19 protein-coding genes and 1 pseudogene are annotated in these 19818 nt (G+C 68.3%); 12 read left to right on the forward strand and 8 right to left on the reverse strand.

All coding sequences use genetic code 11. The features are described from left to right. Nucleotides 1-9: 9 nt before the first annotated feature. Complete coding sequence (locus tag BST11_RS16755; RefSeq protein WP_083139053.1) at nucleotides 10-366, forward strand: type II toxin-antitoxin system HicB family antitoxin; 357 nt, start codon at nucleotides 10-12, stop codon at nucleotides 364-366. Between the two features lie 98 nt (nucleotides 367-464). On the opposite strand, the gene BST11_RS16760 is transcribed toward BST11_RS16755, so the two are convergent. After that, nucleotides 465-1325 (reverse strand): MaoC family dehydratase, encoded by an 861-nt coding sequence (locus BST11_RS16760; protein ID WP_083139054.1) that lies wholly within the window; start codon nucleotides 1323-1325, stop codon nucleotides 465-467. A gap of 1 nt (nucleotide 1326) precedes the next feature. Next, a complete protein-coding gene (gene kstD, locus BST11_RS16765) occupies nucleotides 1327-3009 on the reverse strand; it encodes a 3-oxosteroid 1-dehydrogenase (protein ID WP_083139082.1) in 1683 nt (560 codons plus the stop codon). Nucleotides 3010-3093: 84 nt separating this feature from the next. Here kstD and BST11_RS16770 point away from each other — a divergent pair, with 84 nt between their 5' ends. The 9 genes and pseudogenes from BST11_RS16770 to BST11_RS16810 all read left to right on the forward strand — a co-directional run bounded on the left by BST11_RS16770 (nucleotide 3094) and on the right by BST11_RS16810 (nucleotide 12714). Beyond that, a complete protein-coding gene (locus BST11_RS16770) occupies nucleotides 3094-3879 on the forward strand; it encodes a 2-keto-4-pentenoate hydratase (protein WP_083139055.1) in 786 nt (261 codons plus the stop codon). Between the two features lie 42 nt (nucleotides 3880-3921). Further along, nucleotides 3922-4833 carry an acetaldehyde dehydrogenase (acetylating) gene (locus BST11_RS16775; RefSeq protein ID WP_083139056.1) on the forward strand — a complete coding sequence of 304 codons (912 nt, stop codon included), beginning with the start codon at nucleotides 3922-3924 and terminating at the stop codon, nucleotides 4831-4833. Further along, a complete protein-coding gene (gene dmpG, locus BST11_RS16780; RefSeq protein ID WP_083139057.1) occupies nucleotides 4830-5888 on the forward strand; it encodes a 4-hydroxy-2-oxovalerate aldolase in 1059 nt (352 codons plus the stop codon). Before BST11_RS16775 ends, dmpG begins: the two co-directional genes overlap by 4 nt. Nucleotides 5889-6012: 124 nt before the next feature. Continuing rightward, a complete protein-coding gene (locus BST11_RS16785) occupies nucleotides 6013-7782 on the forward strand; it encodes a PPE family protein (RefSeq protein WP_083139058.1) in 1770 nt (589 codons plus the stop codon). A 149-nt stretch (nucleotides 7783-7931) separates the two neighbouring features. Then, nucleotides 7932-8663: pseudogene (locus tag BST11_RS28595) on the forward strand (PPE family protein); the annotation flags it as partial. 586 nt (nucleotides 8664-9249) lie between these two features. Further along, nucleotides 9250-9546, forward strand: a complete 297-nt coding sequence (locus BST11_RS16795) for a hypothetical protein (RefSeq protein ID WP_083139059.1) — start codon at nucleotides 9250-9252, stop codon at nucleotides 9544-9546. Between the two features lie 88 nt (nucleotides 9547-9634). After that, complete coding sequence (locus BST11_RS16800) at nucleotides 9635-10774, forward strand: hypothetical protein (RefSeq protein ID WP_083139060.1); 1140 nt, start codon at nucleotides 9635-9637, stop codon at nucleotides 10772-10774. Next, a complete protein-coding gene (locus tag BST11_RS16805) occupies nucleotides 10771-11559 on the forward strand; it encodes an SDR family oxidoreductase (RefSeq protein ID WP_083139061.1) in 789 nt (262 codons plus the stop codon). Before BST11_RS16800 ends, BST11_RS16805 begins: the two co-directional genes overlap by 4 nt. Then, nucleotides 11560-12714 (forward strand): sulfotransferase family protein, encoded by a 1155-nt coding sequence (locus tag BST11_RS16810; protein ID WP_083139062.1) that lies wholly within the window; start codon nucleotides 11560-11562, stop codon nucleotides 12712-12714. A 45-nt stretch (nucleotides 12715-12759) separates the two neighbouring features. On the opposite strand, the gene BST11_RS16815 is transcribed toward BST11_RS16810, so the two are convergent. Both BST11_RS16815 and BST11_RS16820 read right to left on the reverse strand, forming a co-directional pair. Beyond that, nucleotides 12760-13203: a hypothetical protein gene (locus BST11_RS16815; RefSeq protein ID WP_083139063.1), complete on the reverse strand. Its 444-nt coding sequence runs from the start codon at nucleotides 13201-13203 to the stop codon at nucleotides 12760-12762. Continuing rightward, nucleotides 13203-14345, reverse strand: a complete 1143-nt coding sequence (locus BST11_RS16820) for a 3-ketosteroid-9-alpha-monooxygenase, oxygenase component (protein ID WP_083139064.1) — start codon at nucleotides 14343-14345, stop codon at nucleotides 13203-13205. Before BST11_RS16820 ends, BST11_RS16815 begins: the two co-directional genes overlap by 1 nt. Nucleotides 14346-14455: 110 nt before the next feature. Between BST11_RS16820 and BST11_RS16825 the strand changes: the two genes are divergently transcribed. Then, nucleotides 14456-14980, forward strand: coding sequence for a gamma carbonic anhydrase family protein (locus BST11_RS16825; protein WP_083139065.1), 525 nt, complete (start codon nucleotides 14456-14458; stop codon nucleotides 14978-14980). A 1-nt stretch (nucleotide 14981) separates the two neighbouring features. Here the strand turns inward: BST11_RS16825 and BST11_RS16830 are convergent, their stop codons facing one another. From BST11_RS16830 to BST11_RS16845, 4 genes are read right to left on the reverse strand one after another with little or no spacing between them, the layout of a single operon-like run. Further along, on the reverse strand, nucleotides 14982-15389 hold the full coding sequence (locus tag BST11_RS16830) for a nuclear transport factor 2 family protein (protein WP_083139066.1): 408 nt from the start codon (nucleotides 15387-15389) through the stop codon (nucleotides 14982-14984). Between the two features lie 2 nt (nucleotides 15390-15391). After that, the gene (locus tag BST11_RS16835; RefSeq protein ID WP_083139067.1) at nucleotides 15392-16588 is read right to left on the reverse strand and encodes a thiolase domain-containing protein; all 1197 of its coding nucleotides are present in this window, start codon (nucleotides 16586-16588) and stop codon (nucleotides 15392-15394) included. Continuing rightward, the gene (locus BST11_RS16840) at nucleotides 16588-17652 is read right to left on the reverse strand and encodes a thiolase domain-containing protein (RefSeq protein ID WP_083139068.1); all 1065 of its coding nucleotides are present in this window, start codon (nucleotides 17650-17652) and stop codon (nucleotides 16588-16590) included. Before BST11_RS16840 ends, BST11_RS16835 begins: the two co-directional genes overlap by 1 nt. Nucleotides 17653-17667: 15 nt before the next feature. Then, entirely contained in the window at nucleotides 17668-18669 is a 1002-nt protein-coding gene (locus BST11_RS16845) for a Zn-ribbon domain-containing OB-fold protein (RefSeq protein ID WP_083139069.1), read from the reverse strand. Nucleotides 18670-18733: 64 nt separating this feature from the next. Here BST11_RS16845 and BST11_RS16850 point away from each other — a divergent pair, with 64 nt between their 5' ends. Beyond that, complete coding sequence (locus BST11_RS16850) at nucleotides 18734-19765, forward strand: LLM class F420-dependent oxidoreductase (protein WP_083139070.1); 1032 nt, start codon at nucleotides 18734-18736, stop codon at nucleotides 19763-19765. Nucleotides 19766-19818: the final 53 nt, after the last annotated feature.

Genomic DNA, 19818 nt, shown 5'->3' on the forward strand with positions numbered 1-19818 from the left:
ACGCCGACCGTGAACCGCTACACCTACCGCGCCGAATGGTCGCCCGAGCACGGCGAATACGTCGTCCGTTGCATCGAGCTGCCATGGTTGTCGCATTGGGCACCAACCCTGCAGGAGGCTACCGCCGCCATCGAGCGAGCAGTCGACGAGTTGGTCGCGGAGCGCGAAGCGGCCGGCGAGGACGTGCCGAAGCCACTCACGGAGCGTCAATACAGCGGCAAGTTCGTCGTCAGGACGTCCCCGTCGTTGCACGCGCGACTCGCCATCGAAGCCACGGAGCAGAACGTGTCCATGAATCAGTGGGTGGTACAAAAGCTTGCCGGACGCGGTGGGCAGAGCCTAAGCGACCTCTTCGGGTTCGATTAGCGGCCCGGTGATATCGCATGTGCCAGCGCATTCCGCAGCGTGTCATGCCCGACCCGGCGGTACTGGTGTGACCGCTGAGACGCAGAGTGGCTGGCGGGTCAGGCGGGAACCAGCTCGACGCCGCTGAGCACCACGGCGTTGTCGCGCGACGGCGCGACGACGCTCGCCAAGAACCGGCCGCCGTCCTTCCAGATGCCGACCTTGAGCGTCTCGCCGGGGAAGGCCACGCCGGCGAAGCGCGCGCCGTAGGCGGCCACCGCGCCGGCGTCGCCGTCCAGCAGCGCGTCGGTGATCGCCTTGCACGTCATGCCGTAGGTGCACAGGCCGTGCAGGATGGGCCTGGCAAAGCCTGCGGCGGCGGCGAATTCGGGATCCGAGTGCAGCGGGTTGCGGTCGCCGCACAGCCGGTACAACAGCGCCTGCTGCGGCAGGATGGGCACGTCGACCTCGAGATCGGGCGCGCGATCGGGCGCCGCGTCGGAGGATGAGGGCCCCCGCTCGCCGCCGAACCCGCCCTCGCCGCGGGCGAAGATGGACCGCCGCTGCGTCCACAGCGGGGTGCCGTCGGGCGAGCTGACCGTCGTCTCGCTCCAGATCACCGCGGCCTTGCCCTTGTCCCAGATGTCGGTGAACCGGGTGACCGCCGTGGCCGACCCGGACGGCGGCAGCGGGGCGGGCACTTCCACACGCTCGGAGGCGTGCAGCACCTTGCTCAGCTCGATGTCGATACCGGGGAACTGCACCGTCGGCGGCTTGGTCATGTGGAAGCTGGCGGCCACGTTGCCGAACGTCGGCAGCACCTGTGGCGTCTCGTCCACCAGATAGCGCAGTTCGCGGGGGTCAATCGGGTCCGCGCCGGCCCCCAGCGCGAGGTGATACAGCTGGATATCGCTACTGGTCCAAGAGAATTCGATCGGATCCAGCTCGGCGTTCAGCGCGACTTCGACATCGATCGGCACGTCAGTTGACCCCCGCGATATGTAGGGCCGCCAGGTAACCGAACGTCATCGCCGGACCGATCGTCCCGCCCGGGCCGGGATAGGTGTGTCCCATCACCGGGGCGCTGACATTGCCCGCGGCATACAGTCCCTCGATGACGCTGCCGTCGTCGCGTAACGCGCGGCCGCGCGCGTCGGTGCGGATCCCGCCCTTGGTGCCCAGGTCGCCCGGAACCATCTTGGCGGCGTAGTACGGCGCGTGGGCCAGCTCGCCGAGGTTGGGGTTCGGCTTGTTGGTCGGGTCGCCGTAGTAGCGGTCATAGGCGCTCTCGCCGCGGTGGTAGTCCTCGTCGACGCCCGAGCGCGCGAAGCCGTTGAATCGCCGCACGGTCGCCACGAACTCCTCGACCGGGAGGCCGGCCTTCGCGGCCAGTTCCTCGAGCGTATCGGCCTGGATGATCACCCCGGAGTCCAGCCACTTGCGCGGAATGCGTTGTCCGGGCTGCAATCCGGCGAAGATGTAGCGGTCGCGGTACTGCTGGTCGAAGACCAGCCAGGCGGGAATGTTCTCCCCGGGCCCCGGCCCCTGGCCGTATTCCCCGCCGTACATGTGGTGGCAGGCCTCGACGTAGGGCATCGATTCGTTCATGAACCGCCTGCCCGACATGTTGACGATGATCGACCCCGGCGAGTTGCGCTCCGACAGCGCGAACCACGGCGCGCCGACCAGCGGCACCGTCGGGCCCCACCAGGCGTCCTCCATGATATCCAGTGCGGCGCCGAGCTTTTCACCGGCGATGATGCCGTCGCCGGTGTTGGCCTTGGCGCCGACGGTCCATTCGGTGGTGATCGGCGCGCGCTGGTACTTCACCCGCATCTGCTCGTTGTGCTCGAACCCGCCGCAGGCCAAGATCACCCCGCGCCGGGCCCGGATCAGCCGCGGCTCGGCGGCGTCCGGCGAGCCGGTGTCGCGGGCGTAGACCCCGCGGACCACGCCGTCCTCGACGTACAGGTCGGTCAGGGCGGTGTTGAGCAGCACCGGAACGCCGGCGCGCTGCAACCCGATTCGCAGCGGCCCGATCAGCGCGCGTCCCATGCCGACCAGGTGCTTACCGGTCGCCTTGGCCCACATCGTGCGGGCGCCGACCTTCAGGCTGCGCGCCACGCCCCGCGGGTGCCGCTTGAGCTGGTTCAGCCGCACGTAATCCTGTTGCATGACAACGACATTGAGTGGAACCTTGCCGTACGGGGGTTCGAGCCCGGCCTCGTCGGTGCCGAGCTTGCGGGCGTCGAAAGGCTTGGGTTCGATCGAGCGGCCGCCGGCGCGACCGCCCGGCGCCTCCGGGTAGTAGTCGGAGTAGCGCGGCACCCAGCACATCTTCAGCGGGGTGTGCTTCAACACGAACGACAGCATCTCGGGCCCGCGGTCGAGGTAGGCGTCGATGCGCTCCGGCTCCACGATGTCGCCGATGATGCCGTGCAGGTAGGTGCGGGCCGCCTCGGGGGTGTCCCGCACGCCGTCGCGCTTGAGCACCTCGTTGTTCGGGATCCACACGCCGCCCCCGGACCGCGCGGTGGAGCCGCCGAAATGGGGGGCCTTCTCGATCACTATTGTCGATAGGCCCCGGTGCGCGGCGGTAAGGGCAGCCACCATGCCGGCGCCGCCGCTCCCGACCACGACGACGTCGTACTCCTGCGCTGTCATGTAGAACACGTTATAGAATTGCCCGGGTTGGGCGCTACTGACCCGGTCACACCGATGACTTGAGGACAAGGGGACTTCGGAGGAATGCTCAGCGTTGCGATCCGCGACGAGCTGGCCGCCGACCTGGCGCAGGCGGAGCGAAGCCGCGAACCCATCGCCCCGCTGACCGCGGCGTACCCGGACATCGACGTCGTCGACGCCTACCAGATCCAGCTGATCAACATCCGCCAGCGGGTGGCCGAGGGAGCCCGCGTGCTGGGCCACAAGGTGGGCCTGTCGTCGTTGGCGATGCAGCAGATGATGGGGGTCGACGAGCCGGACTACGGCCACCTGCTCGACGAGATGCAGGTCTTCGAGGACAAGCCCGTCACCGCGGCCAACTACCTGTATCCGCGGGTCGAGGTCGAGGTGGCCTTCATCCTGTCCGCGGACCTGCCCGGCGCCGGCTGCACCGAGGACGACGTGCTGGCGGCCACCGCAGCCCTGGCCCCCGCGATCGAGTTGATCGACACCAGGATCACCGACTGGAAGATCGCGCTGTGCGACACCATCGCCGACAACGCCTCGTCGGCGGGCTTCGTGCTGGGCGAGGGGCGGGTGTCGCCGGCCGACATCGACGTCAAGGCGATCGACGCGGTGCTGACCCGCAACGGCGAGGTGATCGCCGAGGGCCGCAGCGACGCCGTGCTGGGCAACCCGGTGACCGCGGTCGCGTGGCTGGCCCGCAAGGTGGAAAGCTTCGGGGTGCGGCTGCGCAAAGGCGACATCGTGCTGCCCGGATCGTGTACGCGAGCGATAGATGCACGCGCCGGGGACGAATTCGTCGCCGACTTCACCGGGCTGGGTTCGGTTCGGTTGTCCTTTGAATAGTGTCGGATTAGTTTGGAACTAATCCAAATAAAAGGGAGCATCATGCCGTCCAAGGCGAGTGTGGCCATCGTTGGTTCGGGAAACATCAGCACCGACCTGCTCTACAAGCTGCTGCGATCCGACTGGCTGGAGCCCCGGTGGATGGTGGGCATCGACCCGCAGAGCGAGGGCCTGGCGCGGGCCCGCAAGCTCGGGTTGGAGACCACGCACGAGGGGGTCGACTGGCTGCTCGCGCAGGCGGAGAAGCCGGACCTGGTGTTCGAGGCCACCAGCGCCTACGTCCACCGCGACGCCGCGCCCAAGTACGCGGCCGCCGGAATCCGGGCCATCGACCTGACGCCGGCCGCGGTGGGCCCGGCCGTGATCCCGCCGGCGAACCTGCGCGAGCACCTGGACGCGCCCAACGTCAACATGATCACCTGCGGGGGGCAGGCGACCATCCCGATCGTGTACGCGGTGTCCCGGGTGGTGCAGGTGCCCTACGCCGAGATCGTCGCCTCGGTCGCGTCGGTCTCGGCCGGACCCGGCACCCGGGCCAACATCGACGAGTTCACCAAGACCACCAGCAAGGGCGTCGAGACCATCGGCGGCGCCGAGCGCGGCAAGGCGATCATCATCCTCACCCCGGCCGAACCGCCGATGATCATGCGCGACACCATCTTCTGCGCCATCCCCGAGGACGCCGACCGCGACGCGATCGCCAAGTCCATCAACGACGTGGTGGCCGAAGTCCAGACCTATGTGCCCGGCTACCGGCTACTCAACGAGCCGCAGTTCGACGACCCGTCGGTCAATTCCGGCGGCCAGGCGCTGGTCACCACCTTCGTCGAGGTCGAGGGCGCCGGCGATTACCTGCCCCCCTACGCGGGCAACCTCGACATCATGACCGCCGCGGCCACCAAGGTCGGCGAGGAGATCGCCAAAGAGAGCCTGGCAGCAGGAGCGCAAGCATGAGTACCGATATCTTCTTCAACCCGATCTGGGACGTCCGGTTGACCGACACGTCGCTGCGGGACGGGTCGCATCACAAGCGTCACCAGTTCACCACCGACGAGGTCGGCGCGATCGTGGCGGCGCTGGACGCCGCCGGGGTCCCGGTCATCGAGGTGACGCACGGCGACGGGCTGGGTGGGTCGAGCTTCAACTACGGGTTCTCCAAGACGCCCGAGCAGGAGCTGATCAAGCTCGCGGCCGAAACGGCCAAGGAGGCCAAGATCGCCTTCCTGATGCTCCCGGGCGTGGGCACCAAGGAGGACATCAAGGAGGCGCAGAACAACGGCGGTTCCATCTGCCGGATCGCCACCCACTGCACCGAGGCCGACGTGTCGATCCAGCACTTCGGGCTGGCCCGCGAGCTCGGCCTGGAGACCGTCGGGTTCTTGATGATGGCCCACACCATTCCGCCGGAGAAGCTGGCCGCCCAGGCGCGCATCATGGCCGACGCCGGCTGCCAGTGCGTCTACGTCGTCGACTCGGCCGGGGCACTCGTCCTCGAGGGGGTGCGTGACCGGGTCGCGGCGCTCGTCGCCGAACTGGGTGACGACGCCCAGGTGGGCTTCCACGGGCACGAGAACCTCGGGCTGGGCGTGGCGAACTCGGTGGAGGCCGTCCGTGCGGGCGCCAAGCAGATCGACGGTTCGTGCCGCCGCTTCGGGGCCGGCGCGGGCAACGCGCCGGTCGAGGCCCTGATCGGGGTGTTCGACAAGATCGGCGTGAAGACCGGCATCGACTTCTTCGACATCGCCGACGCCGCCGAGGACGTCGTGCGCCCGGCCATGCCGGCCGAATGCCTGCTCGACCGCAACGCGTTGATCATGGGCTACTCGGGCGTCTACTCGAGCTTCCTCAAGCACGCCGTGCGGCAGGCGGAGCGCTACGGCGTGCCGGCCCACGCGCTGCTGCACCGGGCGGGTCAGCGCAAGCTCATCGGCGGCCAGGAAGACCAACTCATCGACATCGCGCTGGAAATCAAACGCGAGCAGGAAAGCGGCGCCGTCGTAACGCATTGATGCGGCAATTACTCCAGCCCCAAAAAAAAGTTAGCCGTTCAATTTGCTGAAAAAGCGAGACGGCTGGCCGAACTCACCTTAATGTCCGTACGTTCGCACATTCGGGCTGTGAAGGACGGATTTGATGAGCTTCATAATGTTGCCGCCGGAAATTAATTCTTTGCTGATGTTTTCGGGTGCGGGTTCGGGTCCGCTGTTGGAGGCGGCGGCGGCGTGGGAGGGGTTGGCCTCGGAGCTGTCCGATGCGGCGTCGTCGTTCGGGTCGGTGACGTCGGGCCTGGCCGGCCAGGCCTGGCAGGGGCCCGCGGCCGCGGCGATGGCGGCGGCGGCCACACCGTACAGCGGGTGGTTGGGCGCGGCGGCGGCGCAGGCCTCCGAGGCGGCGGCCCAGGCCCAGGCGGTGGTCGGCGCGTTCGAGGCGGCGCGCGCGGCGACCGTGCAGCCGCTGCTGGTGGACCTCAACCGCAATTCGCTGGTGCAGATGGTGATGTCGAACTGGTTCGGGCTCAACGCCCCGGTGATCGCCGAGATCGAGGGCGAGTACGAGCGGATGTGGGCCGCCGACGTGGAGGCGATGGTCGGCTACTACTCCGGGGCGTCGACGGCGGCCGCGGCGATGACGCCCATCGAGCAGTTGGAGCAGGCCCTGATGGGTCTGCCGAATTTGTTGCCCGGCAACATCGGCAACGCCAACCTGGGCGGTGGCAACAAGGGCAACCTCAACCTCGGCAGCGGCAATCAAGGCAACACCAACGTCGGCGGCGGAAACCAGGGCGACGCCAACGTCGGCGGCGGCAACATCGGCAACTCCAACTTCGGCAGCGGCAACACCGGGAGCGGCAACTTCGGCAGCGGCAACGGCCTCGGCGGCCTCCCGAGCAACGGGAACTTCGGCAACGGCAATCTCGGCAACAACAACTTCGGCAGCGGCAACACCGGCACCGGCAACGTGGGCTTCGGCAATAACGGCGTGTCCAACGTCGGCATGGGCAACAGCGGCGGCAACAACAACGTCGGCGCGGGCAACACCGGCAGCAACAACATGGGCTTCGGCAACACCGGGGTCGGCAACATCGGGTTCGGCAACACCGGCACCGGCAACATCGGGATCGGCCTGAGCGGCAACGGTCAGGTGGGCGTCAACCTGACCGGGCTGCTGAACTCGGGCAGCGGCAACATCGGCTTCGGGAACTCGGGCACCAACAACGTCGGGTTCTTCAACTCCGGCAACGGGAACTTCGGCTTCTTCAACTCCAGCGACGGAAACGTCGGGTTCGGGAACTCGGGCTCCGAGCTCCTGACGGGCGTGGCGGGCCATAACACCGGCTTCGGGAACTCGGGCAGCCTCAACACGGGGTTCGGCAACGCGGGCTTCATCAACACCGGTATCGGCAACGGTGGCGTGACGAACTTCGGGTTCGGCAACTCGGGACAGGCCAACGCCGGCATGGGCAACTCGGGCCTCGCCAACACCGGCAGCTTCAACTCGGGCCTCGCCAACACCGGCGACATGAACTCGGGCGACCTCAACACCGGCGAGGGCAACTCCGGCGACCGGAACACCGGCATGTTCAACGCCGGCAACCTGAATACCGGAGTCGGAATGGTCGGCACCGGCCCCGGCACGAGCTCGGGGTTCGGCAACACCAAGCCGGGCTCGTCGGGGTTCTTCAACACGGGCGTGAGCGACTCGGGATTCTTCAACGCCGGTGTCGCCAGTTCGGGCATTTACAACACGGCGACCTCGGTTGGCTCCGCGGGTGTCGCAAACGCGGGCAACGGGGTCGCGGGCGTGGCGAACTCGGGCATGATCGTGAGCGGCTTCCAGAATTCCGGCGGACTGAGCTCGGGGGGCTTCAACCGAGGCAACTTCGTCTCGGGATTCGGGCACTGACGGCCACCGGACCCGTCCCCGGCCGATCCGCCCGTGCGCGGCGGGCTTAATCTATAAAATGCTTTGAAACCGGCCGAAGGCGACGATGCCCCGCCCGGGGCTGGTTTAGCCTTCGTTTTTACCGACCGCATGCGCCGCTAGGGGATCCGATGAGCTTCTTGACGTTGCCGCCCGAGATCAACTCGCTGCTGATGTACGCGGGTGCGGGTTCGGCCCCGATGCTTCAGGCCGCGACGGCCTGGAACGGGCTGGCGGCCGAGTTGGGTGCCGCGGCCGAGTCGTTCGCTTCGGTCACCTCGACGCTGGCGAGCCAGGCCTGGCAGGGCGCGGCGGCCCAGGCGATGGCGGCGGCCGCGGCCCCGTACGCCGGGTGGTTGAGCGCGGCGGCGACGCAGGCGTCCAGCGCGGCGGCCCAGGCCCAGGCGGTGGCAAGCGCGTTCGAGTCGGCGCTTTCCGCCACGGTGCACCCGTTGCAGGTGGACGCGAATCGCAATGGGCTCGTGCAGCTGGTGATGTCCAACCTGTTCGGCCAGAACTGGCCGGCGATCGCGGAAACCGAGTTCCAATACCTTGAGATGTGGGCCCAGGACGTGTCTGCGATGGTGGGCTATCACGGCGGGGCGTCGGCCGCGGCCGGGCAGCTGCTCGCCGGGCAGGCCAGCCTGCCGCCCATTCCCAGCATCCCGGGCGCGGGCGCCATCGGCGCCGCCGCGAACGCGGCGGGCGGTGGCGCCGCCGGCCCCGCCGGCACGGGCGCCGCGGGCGTCGGCGCTGCGGGCGCCGGTACCGCGGGCGCGGTTGGCGGAACCGGCGGCGACGGCGGCGGGAGCGCCGGAGGCGCCGGTGGTGTGGCCGCCGGTGGTGTGGCCGGCGGTGGCGGAACGCTGGACGGCGGCTACGCCGGCACCGCCCCCGTCGCCGGCGGTGCCGACGCCGGACTCGCGCCCGCGGGCGCAGCCGGAGGCGGCACGGGTCTCGACGCGGGAAGCGCGGGCGCCGGCGGCGTCGCCGCCGCCGCGAACGTCGGTGGCATAAATCCCGGTTTCATCGGGGTCGGTGGCATGGCGGCGATGACGATGGCGGCAGCGGCGGGCGGTGCCTCGGGGTCCACCGGCACGGCCGGGGCGCCCCAGGCCCCGGCGGCGAAGGAACCGGCGGCGGCGACGCCACCGCCTGCGGAGCCCGTGGCGCCCGAGGCCGAGGAAGTCGCGATACCCACGGCTGCCACGCCCCTCGCCACGACATCGACCGCGGCCGGACCGGCCGCCCAGGTGTCGGAGATCGAGGCCAGGGCCGCCGCCGAGGCCGGGGAATCGCGCGGCTCCGGGGAGCGGCTGGCCGTGGCGACACCCCTCGAAGAGCCGGAGCGGGAAGCCCGGGCGAACTAACCCGCCTCGTTGGCGGACCCGTTTTTGGGCCGCCGCCGCCGGGTAGTGTGGATTGCAACCTGTTCGAAGGAGCAATCCGATGACTGTGAAAGACGTATTGGGGGGTCGCGGCCTGTTTGGGATGGTCGCCGGCGGTCTGTTAGGCGCCGCGGCCGCGGCGCTGATCTCGCTGCCCGTGGCCGCCGCGGATCCGGGGTGCAATCAGACCGTGGGTCAGTCCATCGACTCGTATTTGCAGCGGCATCCCGACCTGCATCAGCAGCTGCAGGCCAAGTCGCAGGCGGAGGGCGACGGCGGCGACGTCATCGCCTACCTGAATCGGCACCCGGATGTGCGGCAGCACCTGATCGACCTGTCCCAGCAGTGCGTGCCGTGATGACTCGGCCTCGTCGCCGAACACCGCGGCGGACGCGCGGGAACGTTCGCCATTGACTAAAAAGTAGAACACGTTCTAGCGTCTAGGCGTGCCCGCAAACTCCTTTTCCGGCCCGCTCACCCAGGCGATCGCCGAGGCCGAACAACTGGTCGCCGCCGCGCCGTTCATCGAGACCGAAGCCGACCTGCTCGAAGGGCTGCAATATCTGGCCGGCTGCATCGCGGCCTGCACGCACCTGGCCTTCGACTACGAGCGCGACCATCCGTTTCTGCAGTCCGGCACCGGGCCGTTCACCAAGATGGGGCTCGACAACCCCGACACCCTCTACTTCGGCACCCGGGTCCAGCCCGGCCACGAGTACGTCGTCGCCGGCAGGCGCGGCACCACCACCGACCTGAGCTTCCAGCTGCTCGGTGGCGAGTACACCGACGACAACGTGCCCGCCAGCCAGGCCGCCTTCGACGACCGTGAGCTCGACATCGCGCCCGACGGCAGCTTCGAGTGGCGGGTGACGCCGACCAGCCCGGGCCAACTGGTGATCCGCGAGGTGTACGGCGACTGGTCGGCCCAGCGCGGCACGCTGACCATCTCCCGGTCGGACACCGCGGGCACCGCGCCGCCGCCGCCGACCCGTCAGACGATCGAAAAGCGTTACACCACAGCGGGTAAGCAGCTGGTGAACCGCGTCAAGACGTGGCTGCAGTTCCCGCAGTGGTTCTATCTGGACATCCCGGTCAACACCATGGTCGCGCCCCGGTTGACCCCCGGCGGGCTGGCGACGCAGTACTCGTCGGCCGGGCACTTCGACCTGCGACCGGATCAGGCGCTGGTGATCACGATCCCGGTCTCGGACGCCCCCTATCTCGGGTTCCAGCTGGGCAGCCTGTGGTACATCTCGCTGGACTACATCAACCACCAGACGTCGCTGAACAACACGCAGGCACAGGCGGATCCGGACGGCAAGGTCCGCATCGTGGTGGCCGACCAGAACCCGGGCGTGACCAACTGGGTGGAGACGCTCGGTCATCGGCGGGGCTTCCTGCAGTTCCGGTGGCAGCGGGTGTCCCGTGAACTCACCGAGGCCGACGGGCCCACGGTGGAACTCGTCGACTTCGACGCGGTGCCCGGCGCGCTGCCGTACTTCGAGCACAACAAGATCTCCGAGGACAAGTGGCGCGAGCGAATCGCGTTGCGCCAACGACAAATCGCGGCCAGGATGCTGGGATGACGACATTGGGGATGCTCAAGCGGAAGGTGGTCGTGATCAGTGGTGTCGGGCCCGGGCTGGGCACCACGCTGGCGCAGCGGTGCGCGCGCGACGGAGCCGACCTGGTGCTGGCGGCCCGCAGCCTCGATCGGCTGGAAGCCATCGCCAAGCAGATCAACGACACCGGGCACAAGGCGCTGGCGGTGCGCGCCGACATCACCGAGGACGAGGAGGTGGCCTACCTCGTCGAGACCACCATGGCGACGTACGGCAAGGTTGACGCGCTGATCAACAACGCGTTCCGGGTGCCGTCGATGAAACCGTTGGCCGGCACGTCATTTCAGCACATCCGTGACGCGATCGAGCTCAGCGCCCTGGGTGCGTTGCGCCTGATCCAGGCGTTCACTCCCGCGCTGGAGGAGTCGTCGGGATCCATCGTCAACGTCAACTCCATGGTGTTGCGGCATTCGCAGGCCAAGTACGGCGCCTACAAGATGGCCAAGTCGGCCCTGCTGGCGATGTCGCAGTCGCTGGCCACCGAGCTGGGCGAAAAGGGAATTCGCGTGAATTCCGTTGCACCCGGCTATATCTGGGGCGATACGTTGCAGGCCTATTTCGAACACCAGGCGGGCAAGTACGGCACGACCGTGGACCAGATCTATGCGGCCACCGCCGCGAACTCCGACCTCAAGCGGCTGCCCACCGAGGACGAGGTGGCTTCGGCGATTCTCTTCCTGGCCAGCGACCTGTCCAGCGGCATCACCGGGCAGACGCTGGACGTCAACTGCGGGGAGTACCACACGTAAATGGACCGGGGCACCGATCGGACAGATATTGCCACCGCCGAGGAGCTGCACGCATCGGCCACCAAGCTGACCGGGCTCGACGACTTCGGCGCCGACGACGACAACTACCGCGAGGCGCTGGACGTGCTGCTGGACTCCTACCGGCGTGACGCGGGCCTGACGGTGTTGGGCAGCAAGATGAATCGCTTCTTCCTGCGCGGCGCGCTGGTGGCCCGGCTGCTGTCCGAATCCGCTTGGAAGCAATACCCGCAGCACGCCGACGTGGCGATCGAGCGGCCGATCTTCGTCACCGGGCTGGTGCGCACCGGAACCACGGCGCTGCACCGGCTGCTCGGCGCCGACCCGGCGCATCAGGGTCTGCACATGTGGCTCGCCGAGTTCCCGCAGCCGCGCCCGCCCCGTGAAACCTGGGACTCAAACCCGTTGTACCGCCGGCTCGACGAGCAATTCACGCGGCACCACCAAGAGAACCCCGGCTACACGGGCCTGCATTTCATGGCCGCATACGAGCTCGAGGAATGCTGGCAGCTGCTGCGGCAGTCGCTGCATTCGGTGTCCTACGAGACGCTGTCGCACCTGCCCACGTACTCGAAGTGGTTGTCGCAGCAGGACTGGACGCCGTCGTACAACCGGCACCGCAAGAACCTCCAGCTGATCGGGCTCAACGACGCCGACAAGCGGTGGGTGCTGAAGAACCCCAGCCACCTGTTCGCGCTGGACGCGCTGATGGCGACCTATCCCGACGCGCTGGTGATCCAGACCCACCGGCCCGTGGAAACCATCATGGCCTCGATGTGCTCGCTGGCGCAGCACACCTCGGAGGGCTGGTCGACGACGTTCGTCGGCGCCCAAATCGGCGCCGACTCAATGGAAACCTGGTCGCGCGGGCTGGAGCGGTTCAACACGGCGCGCGCCAAATACGACCCGGCCCAGTTCTACGACGTCGACTACCGCGACCTCATCGCCGACCCGATGGGCACGGTGGCCGCCATCTACCGCCACTTCGGCCTCACGCTGACCGACGAGGCGCGGGCCGCCATGGAAAAGGCCCATGCCGAAAGCCAGTCCGGCGAGCGCGCGCCCAAACACACCTATTCGCTGGTCGATTACGGGTTGACCGAGGAAGCGGTCAAGGAGCGGTTCGCCGGGCTGTGATCGGCGGCCGCCAATTGGGTCCCACCGGCCGCGGGGCGACTGACCTCAGTCGTCCGGGTGATCCAGGTACCCTTCCGCAACCGCGTGCTCGATGCTGTCGGTCAGCTTCGGGCAGGACTTGACCCGCGCGGTGTCACCGCCGGACTCGCGCACCGCGGCGAAGTGCGCGCACCGCTCCCAGGCTTCGGTGTTCCACTGAACCGCGGTGTGGCCGGGACCGAGCCTGCGGACCGTCACCGTGACGTGACAGAACCGGCAGTCCACCGGCAGCAGGCCCGAGGTGAGGTAGCGCTCGCGCTCCGCGCGGCTGGCTTCGGCCACGTCGGCGGCGCGTTGCGGGTCGTCGGTGAAATCCCTTGATTTCTGCCAGGATCCGGAGCCCCCGTCGGACGCGGGCGCATCCTCGTGGTCGTGATGGTCACCGTGCAGCAGCAGCATCGACCGGGCGAGCCGATCGACGTCGGGAACCGGCGGCTGCTCCTCGGCCATCACACCGATTCGGCGTCCTTGGCTTTGAGGTTCGCCTCGACCTCGGCGTTCCAATACTCGTTCGCGCGGGTGGTGTCCACCTCGATCTCGAAGCGCTCCACCATCTCAGGGGCCACGTCGGCCACATCCACGTAGAACTGCTGATACCACCGGCGCAGCTGGTAAACGGCGCCGTCCTCCTCGACGAGCAGCGGATTGTCGATGCGCGTCTTGTGCTTCCAGATCTCGACGTCCTGCAGGAAGCCCTTGCTGACGCCCTCGGTGAACACCCGCGACAGCTTGTCGGTCATCTCGTCGTCCATGCCCTTGGGCTTTTCGACGATGACTCCCCACTGCAGCACGAACGAGTCCTGGGTGACCGGGTAGTGGCAGTTGATCAGGATCGACTCGGCCTTGTAGCCGCCGTAGCTGTTGTGCAGCCAGTTGATCATGAACGACGGGCCGAAGTAGGACGCTTCGGAGTCCAAATGTGCTTCGCCGTAGGAGGTTCCGAGGTCGTTCACGTCGGGCCGGCCCACGTTGTGCAGGTACTGCGAGGCGATGTGGCCCTCGAAGACGTTCTTGAAGTACGTCGGCAACCCGAAATGGATGTAGAAGAAGTGCGCCATGTCGGTGACGTTGTCGATGATGTCGCGGCAGTTGGATCCCTCGATGAGGATGCTGTTCCACCGCCAGTCGGTCCACTCGTCGCTGTGGGCCTCGGGGATCTCGGGGATCCTGACCGCGGGGTCCGGCGGGTTGTTCTCGTGGTCGTGCCACACGAACAGCAGGCCCCCGCGGACGTCGGTCGTCCAGGACCGGGTGCGCGCCGTCTTGGGCGTGCGCTTGGCGTACGGGACCAGCTTGCAGCGCCCGTCGCCGCCCCAGCGCCAGTCGTGGAACGGGCAGGCGACCTCGTCGCCCTTGATGGTGCCCATCGACAGGTCGCCGCCCATGTGCCGGCAGTAGCCGTCGAGCACCTTCAGATCGCCGTGGGAATCGGCGAAAACCACCAGCTTGGTCCCGAAGGCCTGGATGGCGTGCGGTTTGCCGTCCTGGAAGTCCTTCGCGACGCCCAGGCAGTGCCAGCCCCGGGCGTACCTGGTCGGCAAGGCGCCCGGATCGATCTCCCGGATGCCGACCGCCTTGGTGTCCGTAGTCACCCTGTCACCTCCAAGTCTTTCTAACTAGAACACGTTACAGTTTTGGGCCGGGGTGGCGCAATGAAGGCTGGTCGGACCGCCGGATCGGGGCACTGAGGTATATCTAGACGATGCCGCTGTTTGCTTTCGAAGGCCGCTCGCCGCGCATCGACCCCACCGCGTTCGTCGCCCCGACCGCGACCCTGATCGGCGACGTCACCGTGGAGGCGGGCGCGTCGGTGTGGTTCAACGCCGTCCTGCGCGGCGACTATGGGCCGATCGTGGTGCGGGAGGGCGCCAACGTGCAGGACGGATCGGTGCTGCACGCGCCGCCGGGCATCCCCGTGGACATCGGCCCCGGGGCGACGGTGGCGCACCTGTGCGTCATCCACGGCGTGCACGTCGGCCCCGAGGCCCTGATCGCCAACCACGCCACGGTCCTGGACGGGGCGGTGATCGGCGCGCGCAGCCTGGTCGCCGCCGGGTCTTTGGTGCTGGCCGGGACCCAGATCCCGGCCGGGATGCTGGCGGTCGGATCGCCCGCGCAGGTCAAGGGCCCGGTCGCCGGAACCGGCGCGGAGATGTGGGTCAACGTCAACCCGCAGGCCTACCGCGACCTGGCGCAGCGTCACCTGGCCGGGCTGGAGCAGATCTAGGCTAGCCCGACACCTTCTTGACGGACGCGGTCGCGCGGTCCATCTCCCAATACGCGCGCAGGGCAACGAGTTTGCCTTCGTCGTCGGCCTTGTAGGTGAACACGCCCTCCGCGGTGATCTGGTAGTCGCCGGTCGTGATGAGGATGTGCCCGACGTTGGCTTCCTCGTTGCCGCACTGGTAGGTGTCGCGGAAGACGAACTCGATCTTCGTCGTGGGGGCGATGGCCTTGTCCCAGAAGGCGGCGATCGCGGCGCGCCCGCGGTGCCCCTTGCCCTCGGGATCGAACGCCGACGGCCCGATGGGGTCCTCGACGATGGCGTCGTCGGCGAAGACCGCAACCCAGGCGTCCTTGTCCCTGGCGATCACCGCCTCGCGGGAGCGGCGGCCGGCCTCGTGCGCGGGGTGCATGGTCAGCCCTTTCCGGGGTGGGCCGGCTTATCGGCACCGACGACCCACATCGAGTAGTACTGCGAGCCGCCACCGTAGGCGTGCCCCAAAGCCTTTCGCGCACCCGGGACCTGGTGATCCCCGCCCTTGCCCATCACCTGGATCGCCGCCTCGGCGAAGCGGATCAGGCCCGACGCGCCGATCGGGTTCGACGACAGCACGCCGCCCGACGGGTTCACCGGCAGCCGACCGCCGATCCTGGTCTCGCCGGCTTCGGTGAGCTTCCAGCCCTCGCCCTCGGGGGCAAACCCCAGGTTTTCCAACCACATCGGCTCGAACCACGAGAACGGAACGTAGATCTCGGCGGCGTCGATCTCGTCGATCGGGCTGGTGATGCCGGCCGCCTTCCACAGCGCGGCGGCCGCGTCACGCCCCGCCTGCGGACTGACCTGGTCACGCCCGGAGAACTGCAGCGGCTCCGTGCGCAGGGCGGTGGCGTGGATCCAGGCGACCGGATTGCCTTGGGCCAACCAGGCTTCGGCGGCCTCCTCGTTGCCGATCACGACCGCGGCGGCGCCATCGGACGACGGGCAGGTCTCGTCGTAGCGGATCGGGTCCCACAGCATCGGCGACTGCATCACCTTCTCCAGCGTTATGTCGGGCTGATGCAGGTGCGCCAGCGGGTTTTTGGCGCCGTTGAGCCGGTCCTTGACCGCGACCATGGCGCCGATGTTCGTCGGCGCACCGGAGCGGCGGATGTACGAGCGCACGTGGGGGGCGAAATACCCGCCCGCCCCGGCGCCGACCGGCTTGATGAACGGGATCGGAATCGACAACGCCCACATGGCGTTTGATTCCGACTGCTTTTCCCAGGCCATCGCCAGCACGCGCCGGTACTTGCCCGACTGCACCAGGCTGGCGGCCACCACCGCGGTGGATCCGCCGACCGAACCCGCGGTGTGCACGCGGATCAGCGGCTTGCCGGTGGCGCCCATGGCGTCGGCCATGAACAGCTCGGGCATCATGACGCCCTCGAAGAAGTCCGGCGCCTTGCCCACCACGACGGCGTCGATGTCGTCGAAGGTGGAACCGGAGTCGGCGAGTGCCCGGTCGATCGCCTCGCGCACCAGGCCGTTCATCGACACGTCCTTGCGTTTGGCGACGTACTTCGTCTGCCCGGTACCCAGCACCGCGGCGAGGTTTGCCCCTGCACCGGCCATCAGTTCTTTCCTTCCATGACCGCGACCAGGTTCTGCTGCAGGGCGGGGCCGCTGGTGGCGTGCGCCAGCACCCGCTCGGCCGAACCGTTCCAGATGTGTTGTGCCGCAAAGCCGATCCGCTCCAGGCCGGCGGTGAACATCGGGTTGGCCGCCAGCGCGCCGCCGGACGGATTGACCTTCGTCTTTCCCGGTATCCTGATCGCCTCAGCGAGGATGAGGTGCTGGTGGGTGAACGGCGCGCAAATCTCGGCGACGTCGAGGTTGTGGGTCTTGCCGCCGGTGGCCGCGTGGGCCGCCGCCTTGGTCGACGGCGACTCGGTGAGGTCGCGAACGCCCAGCGACGGAGAGTCGATGCGGTGTTCGATGCCGGTGATCCAGGCCGGATTTTCGCGCAACTCGCGCGCGCGATCGTCGGCCGCCAGGACGATCGCGGCGGCCCCGTCGGTGATCGGGGCGATGTCGTGGCGGCGCAGCGGGTCGGCGAAGAACGGCCGCTCGAGCAGTTCGTCGAGGCTGACCGGGGGCTCCACGGAGTCGACCCGTTTGGCGTTCGCGAACGAGTCGAACGCGACCCGCGCCATCTGCAGCTCCGTCCACTTGCCGCTGTCCAGCCCGATGCGCGCCTGCAATCCGGCCATGGACACCGAGTCCGGCCACAGCGGGGCGACCGTGTACGGGTCGGTCTGCCGCGACAGGACCCGGCGAAGGACCCCCGCCGAGGACTTGCCGAAGCCGTACACCAGCGCGGTGTCCACCTCGCCGGTCAGGATCTTGATGTAGGCCTCGTACAGCGCCCAGGCCGCGTCCATCTCGACGTGCGACTCGTTGATCGGCGGGACGGCGCCGATCGAGTCGATCGCGGAGATGAACGAAAACGCCCGTCCGGCAAGGTAATCGGAGGAGCCGGAGCACCAGAAGCCGATGTCGGCCTTGGTGATGTTCAGGTCCTGGTAGAGCTGGGCGAAGCACGGCATCAGCATTTCGACGCCGTTGGTGGTGCCGTCGGTACGGCGGACATGCGGGGCGTGGGCGAAGCCCACCACCGCGACGTTGCGAGCGCTCATGTGTAGGTAGGCCCTTTACAGGTGGTGCTTGTAGGTGTCGTAGTCGGCGTCGGGTTCGCCGGTCGGCCGGAAGTACTCGATGTTGTCGATGCCAAATCCCCACTCCTCGCGGGGCTTCCACACCGCCTCGACCCGCATGCCCATCCGCACCTCGTGCGCGTCGATGTCGGCGACCAGGTGCAAAAACGGGATGTCCGCGCCGTCGAGCAGCACGTAGGCCGCCACGTAGGGCGGTTTGATGCGCTGACCCTGGAACGGGATGTTGATGATCGCGAACGTCGTCACCGTGCCCTTGTCGGGCAGCTCGACGAAGTCGGTGGTCGGCAGGCCGGTCGCGGGGTCGGCGCCGTGGGGCGGGAAGTACACCTTGCCCTCTTGCCCGTTTTCGCTTCGTGTCTTGGCGCCCAGCAGCCTGCCCTCGGCGATGGCCCGCAGATACGCGCTCTCCTCGTGCGAGGCGCTGTGCTGGATCGTCAGCGAGACCGGCGTGACGATCATGGTGACCGGGTCCTGGTCGCTCGGCTGACCCTCCGGTTCCGCTTCCTCGCCGAGGGCAAAGTAGGCGATGTCGGTGATGGCGCCCACCGGCTCGTCGGCCCAGTGCGCGTGCACCCGGGCCCCGGCGCTGATCGCCTCCGGCCCGCCCGCATCCACCGCGTGCAGCAGCAGGGTGTCGGCGCCGTCGAGCTTGATCAGCGCCCAGGCGAAGGGCCGGTCCAGTGGCTGACCCTCCAGCGGTTCGGGCTGCCACGTCCAGGACGCGACCGTGCCCACGCTGGCCACCGGTACCATCTCGCCCAGCGGCTCATAGGTAACCGGGTCATATTCCGCCGGCGGGACATGCACCCGGCCATCCGATCCGCGCACCCCGAGGATGCGGCGCTCACGCAACGCGGTGAAGAACTTACTGAGCGTGGGTCCCACCGAACGGGTGTAGTCGAATGACAACGTCAGTGGCGCGGAGAGTGGTGGCTCGGGGTGATCGGTCAAGGTCGGGCTGCTCGAGCTGGCTGTCACGCCATCGAGTAGAACAGGTTCTAAGAACGGTTTCAACACTGGGTCGGCCGGAAGGGTAGAGGCTATGAAGCTGGGGCTGCAGCTGGGGTATTGGGGCGCTCAACCGCCGCAGAACGCGGCGGAACTCGTCGCCGCGGCCGAGGACGCCGGCTTCGATGCCGTGTTCACCGCCGAGGCGTGGGGATCGGACGCGTACACGCCGCTGGCCTGGTACGGGTCGTCGACCTCGCGGGTGCGGTTGGGCACGTCGGTGGTCCAGCTGTCCGCGCGGACGCCGACGGCGTGCGCGATGGCGGCGCTGACGCTCGACCACCTGTCCGGCGGCCGCCACATCCTCGGGCTCGGCGTCTCCGGTCCCCAGGTGGTCGAGGGCTGGTACGGCCAGCCGTTTCCCAAGCCGCTGGCGCGCACGCGCGAGTACATCGACATTCTGCGGCAGGTGTGGGCCCGCGAAAAACCGGTCACCAGCGACGGGCCGCATTACCCGCTGCCGGTGACGGGCCCCGGGACCACCGGGCTCGGCAAGCCGCTCAAGCCGATCACCCACCCGCTGCGCGCCGACATCCCGATCATGCTGGGCGCCGAGGGGCCCAAGAACGTCGCACTGGCCGCCGAGATCTGCGACGGCTGGCTGCCGATCTTCTACACGCCGCGGCTGGCCGACATGTACAACGAGTGGCTCGACGAGGGCTTCGCCCGCCCGGGCGCCCGGCGCAGCCGCGAGGACTTCGAGATCTGCGCGACGGCCAACATCGTCATCACCGACGACCGCGCCGCCGCCTTCGCGGCCATGAAGCCCTACCTGGCCCTCTACATGGGCGGCATGGGCGCCGAGGACACCAACTTCCACGCCGACGTCTACCGCCGGATGGGCTACGCCGAGGTCGTCGACGACGTCACCAAGCTCTTCCGCAGCAACCAGAAGGACAAGGCCGCCCAGGTCATCCCCGACGAGCTCGTCGACGACGCGGCGATCGTCGGCGACGTCGACTACGTGCGTAAGCAGATCGAGGTCTGGGCGGCGGCCGGCGTCACCATGATGATGATCAGCGGCCGCAATACCGAGCAGCTACGCGAGGTGGCCGCGCTGGTCTAGCGGGGTCCCGCAGGCCCTTGCCGGACCAGTAGAACGCGTTCTAGATTGGCCCG

It is taken from the genome of Mycobacterium alsense, assembly GCF_002086635.1.
Lineage (GTDB): Bacteria > Actinomycetota > Actinomycetes > Mycobacteriales > Mycobacteriaceae > Mycobacterium > Mycobacterium alsense.

Excerpts from the sequence above, each read along its gene's own strand:
- kstD (WP_083139082.1), bottom strand. The coding sequence starts at position 3,009 with ATGACAGCGCAGGAGTACGACGTCGTCGTGGTCGGGAGCGGCGGCGCC.
- BST11_RS16770 (WP_083139055.1), top strand. The coding sequence starts at position 3,094 with ATGCTCAGCGTTGCGATCCGCGACGAGCTGGCCGCCGACCTGGCGCAG.
- BST11_RS16775 (WP_083139056.1), top strand. The coding sequence starts at position 3,922 with ATGCCGTCCAAGGCGAGTGTGGCCATCGTTGGTTCGGGAAACATCAGC.
- dmpG (WP_083139057.1), top strand. The coding sequence starts at position 4,830 with ATGAGTACCGATATCTTCTTCAACCCGATCTGGGACGTCCGGTTGACC.
- BST11_RS16785 (WP_083139058.1), top strand. The coding sequence starts at position 6,013 with ATGAGCTTCATAATGTTGCCGCCGGAAATTAATTCTTTGCTGATGTTT.
- BST11_RS16795 (WP_083139059.1), top strand. The coding sequence starts at position 9,250 with ATGACTGTGAAAGACGTATTGGGGGGTCGCGGCCTGTTTGGGATGGTC.
- BST11_RS16805 (WP_083139061.1), top strand. The coding sequence starts at position 10,771 with ATGACGACATTGGGGATGCTCAAGCGGAAGGTGGTCGTGATCAGTGGT.
- BST11_RS16810 (WP_083139062.1), top strand. The coding sequence starts at position 11,560 with ATGGACCGGGGCACCGATCGGACAGATATTGCCACCGCCGAGGAGCTG.
- BST11_RS16815 (WP_083139063.1), bottom strand. The coding sequence starts at position 13,203 with ATGGCCGAGGAGCAGCCGCCGGTTCCCGACGTCGATCGGCTCGCCCGG.
- BST11_RS16825 (WP_083139065.1), top strand. The coding sequence starts at position 14,456 with ATGCCGCTGTTTGCTTTCGAAGGCCGCTCGCCGCGCATCGACCCCACC.
- BST11_RS16830 (WP_083139066.1), bottom strand. The coding sequence starts at position 15,389 with ATGCACCCCGCGCACGAGGCCGGCCGCCGCTCCCGCGAGGCGGTGATC.
- BST11_RS16835 (WP_083139067.1), bottom strand. The coding sequence starts at position 16,588 with ATGGCCGGTGCAGGGGCAAACCTCGCCGCGGTGCTGGGTACCGGGCAG.
- BST11_RS16840 (WP_083139068.1), bottom strand. The coding sequence starts at position 17,652 with ATGAGCGCTCGCAACGTCGCGGTGGTGGGCTTCGCCCACGCCCCGCAT.
- BST11_RS16850 (WP_083139070.1), top strand. The coding sequence starts at position 18,734 with ATGAAGCTGGGGCTGCAGCTGGGGTATTGGGGCGCTCAACCGCCGCAG.